The 9,294-nt window shown below is 49.7% G+C and carries 12 protein-coding genes; 9 read left to right on the forward strand and 3 right to left on the reverse strand.

Annotated elements, in window-relative coordinates:
• The 9 genes from Q0231_RS01190 to Q0231_RS01230 all read left to right on the forward strand — a co-directional run.
• On the forward strand, window positions 1-439 hold a 439-nt coding region (locus tag Q0231_RS01190; RefSeq protein WP_299343965.1), incomplete at its 5' end, for an SAM-dependent methyltransferase.
• Window positions 439-1,206 carry a peptidoglycan editing factor PgeF gene (pgeF, locus tag Q0231_RS01195; protein ID WP_299343968.1) on the forward strand — a complete coding sequence of 256 codons (768 nt, stop codon included), beginning with the start codon at window positions 439-441 and terminating at the stop codon, window positions 1,204-1,206. The genes Q0231_RS01190 and pgeF, both read left to right, overlap by 1 nt.
• A gap of 138 nt (window positions 1,207-1,344) precedes the next feature.
• Window positions 1,345-2,277: a ribose-phosphate pyrophosphokinase gene (locus Q0231_RS01200; RefSeq protein WP_299343971.1), complete on the forward strand. Its 933-nt coding sequence runs from the start codon at window positions 1,345-1,347 to the stop codon at window positions 2,275-2,277.
• Between the two features lie 215 nt (window positions 2,278-2,492).
• Window positions 2,493-3,149, forward strand: coding sequence for a 50S ribosomal protein L25/general stress protein Ctc (locus Q0231_RS01205; protein ID WP_269394752.1), 657 nt, complete (start codon window positions 2,493-2,495; stop codon window positions 3,147-3,149).
• Between the two features lie 58 nt (window positions 3,150-3,207).
• A complete protein-coding gene (gene pth, locus Q0231_RS01210; protein ID WP_269394751.1) occupies window positions 3,208-3,933 on the forward strand; it encodes an aminoacyl-tRNA hydrolase in 726 nt (241 codons plus the stop codon).
• Window positions 3,934-3,935: 2 nt separating this feature from the next.
• On the forward strand, window positions 3,936-5,033 hold the full coding sequence (gene ychF, locus Q0231_RS01215) for a redox-regulated ATPase YchF (RefSeq protein WP_299343976.1): 1,098 nt from the start codon (window positions 3,936-3,938) through the stop codon (window positions 5,031-5,033).
• A gap of 151 nt (window positions 5,034-5,184) precedes the next feature.
• Complete coding sequence (locus tag Q0231_RS01220; protein WP_299343979.1) at window positions 5,185-5,679, forward strand: MaoC family dehydratase; 495 nt, start codon at window positions 5,185-5,187, stop codon at window positions 5,677-5,679.
• Window positions 5,676-6,227, forward strand: a complete 552-nt coding sequence (locus Q0231_RS01225; RefSeq protein WP_299343982.1) for a MaoC family dehydratase — start codon at window positions 5,676-5,678, stop codon at window positions 6,225-6,227. Before Q0231_RS01220 ends, Q0231_RS01225 begins: the two co-directional genes overlap by 4 nt.
• 356 nt (window positions 6,228-6,583) lie before the next feature.
• On the forward strand, window positions 6,584-6,748 hold the full coding sequence (locus Q0231_RS01230) for a hypothetical protein (protein WP_299343985.1): 165 nt from the start codon (window positions 6,584-6,586) through the stop codon (window positions 6,746-6,748).
• A 29-nt stretch (window positions 6,749-6,777) separates the two neighbouring features.
• Here Q0231_RS01230 and Q0231_RS01235 read toward each other — a convergent pair whose 3' ends face one another.
• The 3 genes from Q0231_RS01235 to Q0231_RS01245 form a co-directional block, all read right to left on the reverse strand.
• Window positions 6,778-7,410 (reverse strand): LysE family translocator, encoded by a 633-nt coding sequence (locus Q0231_RS01235; RefSeq protein WP_299343988.1) that lies wholly within the window; start codon window positions 7,408-7,410, stop codon window positions 6,778-6,780.
• A 78-nt stretch (window positions 7,411-7,488) separates the two neighbouring features.
• Window positions 7,489-8,136, reverse strand: a complete 648-nt coding sequence (locus Q0231_RS01240; protein WP_299343993.1) for a pyridoxamine 5'-phosphate oxidase family protein — start codon at window positions 8,134-8,136, stop codon at window positions 7,489-7,491.
• Window positions 8,137-8,459: 323 nt separating this feature from the next.
• The gene (locus Q0231_RS01245) at window positions 8,460-8,987 is read right to left on the reverse strand and encodes an adenine phosphoribosyltransferase (protein ID WP_299343991.1); all 528 of its coding nucleotides are present in this window, start codon (window positions 8,985-8,987) and stop codon (window positions 8,460-8,462) included.
• Window positions 8,988-9,294: the final 307 nt, after the last annotated feature.

The raw sequence follows: 9,294 nt of genomic DNA on the forward strand, positions 1-9,294 counted from the left end.
TCCGTCTGCCGCGCAGGTGATCGACAGTCTTGCACAACGTTTTGCGCAATCGCCGGGGCGCGCCCTCTTTATTGATTACGGACCTGATGAAACAGAATTCGGCGACACCTTGCAGGCGCTCAAACGCCACGAAAAAGTCGGCGTGTTTTCTGACCACGGAAATACCGACCTCACGGCTCGTGTGGACTTCGCCGCGATTGGCACGCTTGCGAAAACCGCGGGGTTAGACGCCAGCGCCGCTGTGCCGCAACGTGAGTTCCTCTCCAAATTGGGATTGGAAATGCGCGCCGTTGCCCTCATCCGTTCAAAGCCTGACGCAAAATCCGTTATTGCACGGCAACTGCATCGCCTGACGGATGACGCGGAAATGGGCGAGTTGTTCAAAGCTTGGTGCCTTTATAATCTGCCAACGCCCCCCTATCCGTTTGAGGCGAATTAATGCTGAACCCAACAACAAATGAATTGCTCGACATAGATGGGATTGGCCACGGTTTTTTTGGTCGCGAGGGCGGGCAGTCCGCTGCCCCATTTGAAAGCCTCAACATCTCTTTTGCCGTGGGTGATGCCCCTCAAGCGGTGAATGCCAACCTTGATGAAATCGCCAAACATAATGGTGTTGCGCCGCAAAACCTATGTTTGGTCAAACAAACCCACTCAACCGATGTGGTCAGCGTCACCGCTGCATCTGACAGACAAAATCGGATGGAAGCAGATGGCATGGTCACGGCCACAAAGGGCTTGGCGCTAGGCATTCAAACAGCCGATTGCGGCCCTGTGCTCTTCGCGGACAAAAAGAACCACATCATCGGCGCCTGCCACGCGGGATGGAAAGGCGCGGTGGGCGGCATTGTTGGCAATACCATTGAAGCGATGGAAAAACTTGGGGCTGAGCGCCAGCATATCGTCGCGGTTCTTGGCCCATCCATTCGCGTTGAAAACTATGAAGTGGGCGACCAGTTTAAAGCGGATGTCCTGAAACAGTTTGCGCACACAGCGCCATACTTTAAATTTCCCGAAGGCGCGATGGCACCCCATTTTGACCTTCCCCATTGTATTATGGATCAACTCGAATCGGCCAACATTGCTGACATAAGTGATCTCAAGATTTGCACTTACCAAAATAGCGCGACCTTCTTTTCACACCGCAAAGCCACACACCTGAACGAAAAAACGGGTCGTCAATTGTCGGTGATTGCACTTTTTTGAAAGAATCTTTGCAGATTCTTCACATTCAACTTTTGAATCGGTTGAACCAGCTGCCAGCCCAGTATAACAAGCAAATGACAGATGGGACTATTCGCTTGACTACCCACATTTTTCTGCTTTCAAAGGGCGCGCTTCAACATGAAACTGGTGACTGGTAATTCCAACCCTGCGTTGGCCAAGGCTGTATCCAAATATCTCAACGTTCCACTCACCGACAGTGTGGTGCAAAAATTCGCCGACAAGGAAATTTTTGTCGAGATTAAAGAAAATGTTCGCGGCGAAGACGTATTTGTCTTGCAGTCAACATCATACCCCGCCAACGACAATCTAATGGAATTGCTGATCATTATTGATGCGCTACGACGCGCGTCGGCGCGCCGCATCACCGCTGTAATCCCCTATTTCGGGTACGCACGGCAGGACAGAAAATCAGCGTCACGTTCACCCATATCAGCCAAACTGGTCGCAAACTTGATCACAGAAGCTGGGGCAAATCGCATTTTGACTTTGGATCTGCACGCTCAACAAATTCAGGGCTTCTTCGATCTCCCAACCGACAATCTAACATCTGCACCAGTTATGGTGCGCGACATTAAAGAACACTATGACCCAAGCAACGTGATGGTGGTTTCACCAGATGTTGGCGGCGTCTTGCGTGCCCGCAATGTTGCCCGCCGCATTGGAGCGCCATTGTCAATTGTTGATAAACGCCGTCCGCGCGCTGGCGTTTCTGAAGTCATGAACATTATTGGCGAAGTTGAAGGCCAATCTTGCATCATGGTCGATGACATTGTGGATAGCGGTGGCACATTGTGCAACGCGGCTGAAGCTTTGTTGAACGCAGGTGCAAAAGAAGTCTCCGCCTATATTACCCACGGCGTTTTGTCTGGCGCAGCGTGCGAACGAATTGCCGCATCAAAACTCAAAGAGTTGGTGATGTCAGATAGCATTTTGGAAACAGATGAAGAGCGAGCCACGCCCAATATTCGCCGATTCTCAATTGCACCGCTTATTGGTGAAGCCGTTGCCCGCACAGCAGCAGAGCAATCTGTTTCGAGCTTGTTTGACTAGGCAAAAAGCCACTGAATTCTAATTAAAAAGGCAGCTGCAGCATCGCAGCTGCCTTTTTACGTTGTGGGTTCTAATCACTTCCATTTTTCCCATTGTCATATCACCAAAGAGCCTATATACACCGGGGCTTGAAGCGCTGCGTGCACCCCTGGAGGACGTCAGCGCGCGGCCGGGAGATAATCACCCGGTTCGCACCAACAACTTGGAGAATATCCATGAGCGCTGAGCTTAAGGCTTTGGTGCGGGATCGGGTTGGCAAGGGGGCTGCTCGAGCACTGCGTCGTGAAGGTCTAGTTCCTGCCGTCATTTATGGCGACAACAAATCCCCACTATCAATCACAGTGACCTATAAAGATGCGATGAAACGCATTCAACAAGGTGGCTTTCTTTCACAAGTGATCAGCGTAGAAGTTGATGGCGAAGAGCACCGCGTAATCCCACGTGATTACCAGCTTGAGCCTGTACGTGATTTCCTTGTTCACGTTGATTTCTTGCGCGTGTCAAAAACCTCAATTCTAACTGTTGATGTTCCAGTTCACTTTGTGAACGAAGAAGCATCACCTGGTTTGAAGCGCGGTGGCGTGTTGAACGTTGTTCGTCACACTGTTGAAGTGAACGCAACTGAAGCAGACCTTCCAGAGTTCTTGGAAGTTGATCTTACAGGTTCAGAAACTGGTGACGCGTTGCACATTTCAGGCGTTAAATTGCCTAAAGGTGTTACACCAACCATTACTGACCGTGATTTCACGATTGCGACAATTGCTGCACCATCTGCGCTTAAATCTGAAGACAATGATGATGCGGATGCCGATCCAGATGCAGCAGCTTCTGTTGAAGTTGAATCAATCAAGCAAAGCGGCAGCGAAGAGTAATTTTTCGCAACTTCGTGCTGCGTGACTTAAAGCACGCAGCGCCAAGCGGAGAGCACTGATGCACCTTCTTGTTGGCCTGGGCAATCCGGGTAAGAAATATCAAGCTCACCGACACAATGTTGGTTTTATGGCGGTGGACGCAATTGCGAGCCGCCATAACCTTTCTCCCTACCGCTCCAAATTTAATGCTGAAATGGTCGAAGGCTCAATCGATGGCGAACGTGTCATCTTGTTAAAGCCACAAACCTTCATGAATGATTCTGGTATCAGCGTTGCAGCGGCGGCAAAATTCTACAAACTGTCCCCTGCCGACATTACTGTGCTGTACGATGAGCTAGACCTCGCACCGGGCAAGTTGCGCGTCAAAACCGGCGGCGGCAATGGCGGACACAATGGCATCCGCTCAATGGAAGCCCATTTGGGCAAAGATTTCAATCGCGTGCGTATTGGCATTGGCCACCCTGGTCACAAAGAGCGAGTGCACAGCCACGTCCTTGGTGATTTCGCCAAAGCGGACAACATTTGGCTAGAACCCTTATTGAACGCAATCGGTGAACATGCGGGCATGCTGGCCTCTGGCCAAGCGTCAAGCTTCATGAACAAAATTGCACTGGCTGTAAACGGCGATGCCCCAACAGCAAAAGCTGAAAAGCCAGCGCCAAAGAAACAAAGCCCAAAAGCGCAAAGTCACATACACCAAGCGCGCACGGCAAACAAAACAAAGCTGCCCGACAAAGGGCCAATGGCCGACATGCTGAAGAAGCTGTTTGGTAAAGGAGAATAACTTTGGGATTTAAGTGTGGAATCGTTGGCCTTCCCAACGTGGGCAAATCAACCCTATTCAACGCGCTAACACGCACCGCTGCTGCACAGGCAGCCAACTTCCCATTTTGCACGATCGAGCCAAATGTGGGCGAAGTCAGCGTGCCCGACGAGCGGTTGGACAAGATTGCTAAAATCGGTGGTTCAGCTGAAATCATTCCCACACGTCTAAGTTTTGTGGATATTGCTGGCCTTGTAAAAGGGGCGGCCCAGGGCGAAGGCCTTGGCAACCAATTCCTTGCCAACATCCGCGAAGTTGACGCCATTGCCTATGTGCTCAGGTGTTTCGTCAATTCAGATATTATCCACGTTTCAAACAATATCGACCCTATTGCCGATGCTGAAGTGGTGGAAACCGAATTGATGCTTTCGGATATGGAAAGCCTTGAAAAACGCATCGGCCCGCTGGAGAAACGCCTGCGCGGTCAAGACAAAGACGCGAAATTGACCCTTGAGTTGGTCAATCGCGCATTGGAAGTCTTGCGCGAAGGCCAACCCGCCCGCCATGTGGAATTGGCCGAAGATGAGAAGAAAGCGTTCAAAGAACTGAACCTTTTGACGTCAAAGCCAGCGCTTTACATTTGCAATGTTGACGAAGATTCAGCAGCAGACGGCAACGAAATGACCAAGAAGGTCGAAGAGTACGCCAAAGCACAAAACGCGCGCATGGTGATCATTTCAGCGGAAATTGAAAGCGAACTCAGCCAGCTCGAAGACGAAGAGCAAAAAGAGTACCTTGAGAGCCTTGGTCTTGAAGAACCTGGTTTGAACCGGATCATTCGCGAAGGATATAAGCTTTTGAATCTACAAACCTATTTCACTGTTGGCCCCAAAGAAGCCCGCGCCTGGACGGTTACGGTTGGCACCAAAGCCCCACAAGCAGCGGGCGTTATTCACTCAGATTTTGAACGCGGTTTTATCCGCGCACAAACCATCGCTTATGATGATTTTGTGGCCTTTGGCGGCGAAGCCGCAGCTAAAGAAGCCGGCAAAGCCCGCGACGAGGGCAAAGAATATGTGGTGAAAGACGGCGACATTATGCTGTTCAAGTTTAATACATAAACTGAACCAGCAGTTTGATCATTATTGCCCTGCCATTAAGTTGGTGGGGCATTTTTTTTGAAAATCAAACCGTTTCATTTTACAGTTGCCGTATGCGTCAATATATGTACGATAACGGAAATTCGAGCACAGTCCTTGCGAGGCAACATCAATGAGCAATCCGATCACCAAAGACAGGCGACACTTTGAAGACCTGAAAGTCGGCGAAGTGATTCAATTGGGTGAGCGAAAGCTTTCCAAAGATGACATCATATCCTTCGCCAAACAGTTTGATCCCCTGCCGTTTCACTTGGACGAAGACGTGGCCAAAAAGTCGCTACTGGGCGGCCTCGCCTCTAGCGGCTGGCAAACCGCTGGCTTTAGCCTACGCATGCTGGTGAATGAGTTTTTAAGCAAAGTTGCCGGCATGGGTGGATTGGGGTTCGACAACCTGAAATGGAAACGTCCGCTGATGAAAAACGATACCCTCACCGGCACCGTCACCATCGCATCATTGCGCCGTTCACATTCACAACCTCATATGGGCATTGTTGTGCTGGACTTTGATATGCGTAACCAAAAAGACCAACAAGTGATGACCCTTAGCCTCACGAACATCGTTGAAGTGCGCGACCCATCTGCACCGATTGAAGAGGACGCAGCATGACCCTTTGGTTTGAAGATATCGACACAGAAACGGTGTGGCCCTTAGGTGAATATACCTTCACCCAAGAAGAAATCATCCATTTCGCCAAACTGTATGATCCGCAATATTTCCACATAGACCCAGAAGCAGCAAAACACAGCCACTTTGGCGGTCTGATCGCATCTGGTTGGCACACGGTTTCAATCGGCCATAAAGTCATGGTTGATTTCATGTATGCCCACGACGACATGCAGCGCGCAAATGGCGAAGAACCCGGCGTTTCTGGCCCTTCTCCTGGCGTCAACAAAATGGAGTTCAAGGCTCCCGTGCGGCCAGGTGATACCATCAGGTTTGACTTGACCGTCAAAAACAAACGCAAGTCCAACTCACTCCCCGGCTGGGGCCTGCTGACCAGCATTATTACCGCCTACAACCAGCAAGATGAGCTGGTGTATCGCTCCGAAATCGCCAGCTTCTCAAAGCTGCGCGACTATAAGCCAAAACTCAAAGAGCGGGTGATGCTCGCCATGGCGGCAATGCCTGTTTTCAGGAAACTGTTGCGCAAGTAACACGCCCACCACATTGACAGGTCGCGCCAATTGCGCGACCTTTACCCCGTTCAAACAACGAGGTGACGCATAAAATGGACAGCTAAGAATTCATCGACGCGATATTTGTTCTGCGACAAAACACAGGCGTGTTTTAGCGAGCATTTGGGCACGATAATTCAACAGCGTTCATAAGGACGGTTTTCGTCCCCACGCGTCTTATATTTTCAATCCTTCTAACATTTTTTTCGCGCCCATTTTGGCGCGCGCAATCCTAATGGAGAGCATCATGGATCAAGTTCCAACACCCATCAAACCTACAATTTTTAATATTGGCGCACGACAAGGAGCGCGCCACCTGATGGAAGGAATTTCTAATGAAAGCCTCATTCACACACGTAAATCCAAAGGCCAACAAAGGCATTAAGACGCCAAAACTTGGCAAAGGCAATAGTTCACGCTTTGAAGGCAAATTGCCGAAAAAACTCAAAGCACAACCGCCAACTCAATCGAGTTTGGCCGACTTCTTGAAAAAGAAATAAAACGATTAGGGCTCGGCAAATGCCGGGCCCTACCCCTGAATGATCAGTTTCAACCCAGCTGCTGCAAAGACCACGCCAAAAATGCCCTGCACCCAACGGCGCACCTTGAAATAGCCTTTAATCATCCGGTCAGTGGAAAAGAACAAAGCATATGAAAAGTTGATAAAGAGCGACACACAATAAGCGCCCGCAAACACGACAAAACTCATCCACCATGGCGCATTAGGTTGCAAACCAAGGGTAATCACGGCCGCCCAAGCAAACAATGCCTTGGGGTTGGTGGTGTGCAGCACAAAGCCACCCCAATATTGTTTCCATAAGGAACGCCCACCAACATCCCCTTGCTGCGGGTCCTTTGTCGAGGCAGCGTTTTTAGCCGCCTTATAGGCCATCCACAAAAGGTAGACGCCCCCGGCAATCTTTAGCCAGAACAGCACCCCGGCGAATGAGGATATAAACGCCACCATGCCAAACACCGCAAACATGCCCCACAAAAAAGAACCTGAAACAATGCCAGCAGCCTGTGCAATGCCCTGTGGACGCCCCAAAGACATAGATGCACCAGCGATGGCCAAAGTGGCTGGCCCGGGGCTGGCCACAGCCAAGAAGAAAACAAAATAGGCCAGCGCCAAATTTGGCAAATGCGCGATGATGATGTCCATGAAGTCGAAGGCCCTGTTCTATTATTTCATCGGATTGTAGGCGGTTCTTTGTCGGCAACACAATAACAACATTAAAGTCTAATACATGGACCGCCGATACTCTTCCTCAAGGTTGTCATCCAACTCTTGTTGTGCTCCTGCATCAACAGGTGCACCGGTTTGATCGAGAATGATTTTCATCAGCGAAGGCATCTCTTTGCGATCTTGAAATTGGTCAACATGCCAAGCTTTTGAGCGTCGAAATGCCTTTGCGCAATGAATAAACACACTATCGATTTTGACGATAATAGCGATGCGGGGCTCTCGTCCATTGACACTCATACTAGTCATCAGTTCAGGATCATTTGTTAGATGGGCCTGCCCGCTGACACGCAAAGTATCATCAAATCCGGGAACGACAAAGAGAATGCCAACACTGGGATTTGCAATTATATTTGACAAACTATCAAGTCTATTATTTCCGGGTCGGTCTGGTATCACCAGAGTCTGCTCATCCAGCACTTGAACAAAACCAACCGGATCGCCTCGTGGACTAACATCCGCCTTTCCATGATCGTCCTGTGTGCCCAAAAAAATCAAGGGCGATCGCGAAATGAACATTCGTGAATGTTCGTCCAAAGTACATTGCACCTTTTGAACGGCAAGCTCGTGAGTAGGCGGAAATAGGTCGCGCAATGCGGCTTCGTCAACAATGGCATAGTTCGAGAACGGTCTTTCAACACCCATGATCTTTCCTTCGGACACATTGAGAAGCAAGCCAATCAAGCAAGAGCCCAATCGGTCGATCAGTCTAATCGTCATTTAATTCATATGTCAAATTAAATGACGATTTGCATGGCGATGTAGTGAAAAAGAACCCGATCAAACGCGTGAAACACTAAAAAATACAACGCCTCAACTTTGCAATCAACGCCAAACAGTTTTAAGCAAATTGGAGACCGCGAAAACTGACTTTGCGCACATGGGAACGTACAGCTTCGTTTGAACCTAGCCATCTTCGCAGATTCCAAGATTGGCAGTGAAGTAACAAGCTGGCCGCTCAGTGGCCCTTAATCACCTTCAAATTCGAGCAAAAAATGCGTATCAACATTTTGCGCACGAATTTTGTCAGCACCACCCAAATCGGGCAAATCGATCACGAACGCGGAATGATTGAGCGTCGCCCCGGTACGGCGGATCAGAGTGATCGCGGCAATGGCTGTGCCGCCGGTGGCAACCAAATCATCAACCAGCAACACATTGTCGCCAGCTTTAACAGCGCCTGCATGCATTTCAATGGTATCAACACCATATTCAAGCGCATAGTTTTGCCCAATGGTTTCGCCGGGCAATTTGCCCGCTTTGCGGATGGGGATAAAACCAACACCCAATTCAATCGCTAGTCCAGCACCAAAAATGAAGCCACGCGCTTCAATGCCTGCCACATGAGTAATACCCAAATCCCGGAAAGGGTCTGCGAGTTTTTGAATGCTTTCTTTAAAGCCTTGCGGATGCTCAATTAGCGACGTGATATCGCGAAACATGACCCCAGCTTTTGGGTAATCAGGAATGGTGCGGATGAGAGATTTTAAATCCATGGTTCGCGCCTTTTTTGGTTTGGCTGCTCGGACGTCTAAAACCACCCCGGTCGCGCCCGCCATCCCCATACCTATCAAGCTTGATAATGGCTTGGCCAGTGCTGATTACTATTTTACCCCAGCTTCATTCACAATCGGCATGTTTGCCCCCCACCCTTAATCCCTCCCCACCAGGGGGAGGGAGACGGAAGGATACGCCAAAACACATAATGATACGGGCACCCTCAAAACGTCACACGAAACTGACCCAACTTGCACGTTTGGAATGGAAGCACTCATTGCGTTACTAAGATGAAGGTTAGCAATG

Origin of the sequence: uncultured Maritalea sp. (genome assembly GCF_937139385.1) — a bacterium.
Taxonomy (GTDB): domain Bacteria; phylum Pseudomonadota; class Alphaproteobacteria; order Rhizobiales; family Devosiaceae; genus Maritalea; species Maritalea porphyrae_A.

What these genes read in the sequence shown, in the direction of transcription:
- Q0231_RS01235 (WP_299343988.1), bottom strand. Translation starts at nt 7,410, where the DNA reads ATGGACATCATCATCGCGCATTTGCCAAATTTGGCGCTGGCCTATTTT.
- Q0231_RS01245 (WP_299343991.1), bottom strand. Translation starts at nt 8,987, where the DNA reads ATGGATTTAAAATCTCTCATCCGCACCATTCCTGATTACCCAAAAGCT.
- pth (WP_269394751.1), top strand. Translation starts at nt 3,208, where the DNA reads ATGCACCTTCTTGTTGGCCTGGGCAATCCGGGTAAGAAATATCAAGCT.
- Q0231_RS01225 (WP_299343982.1), top strand. Translation starts at nt 5,676, where the DNA reads ATGACCCTTTGGTTTGAAGATATCGACACAGAAACGGTGTGGCCCTTA.
- Q0231_RS01240 (WP_299343993.1), bottom strand. Translation starts at nt 8,136, where the DNA reads ATGGGTGTTGAAAGACCGTTCTCGAACTATGCCATTGTTGACGAAGCC.
- Q0231_RS01230 (WP_299343985.1), top strand. Translation starts at nt 6,584, where the DNA reads ATGAAAGCCTCATTCACACACGTAAATCCAAAGGCCAACAAAGGCATT.
- Q0231_RS01220 (WP_299343979.1), top strand. Translation starts at nt 5,185, where the DNA reads ATGAGCAATCCGATCACCAAAGACAGGCGACACTTTGAAGACCTGAAA.
- Q0231_RS01200 (WP_299343971.1), top strand. Translation starts at nt 1,345, where the DNA reads ATGAAACTGGTGACTGGTAATTCCAACCCTGCGTTGGCCAAGGCTGTA.
- Q0231_RS01205 (WP_269394752.1), top strand. Translation starts at nt 2,493, where the DNA reads ATGAGCGCTGAGCTTAAGGCTTTGGTGCGGGATCGGGTTGGCAAGGGG.
- pgeF (WP_299343968.1), top strand. Translation starts at nt 439, where the DNA reads ATGCTGAACCCAACAACAAATGAATTGCTCGACATAGATGGGATTGGC.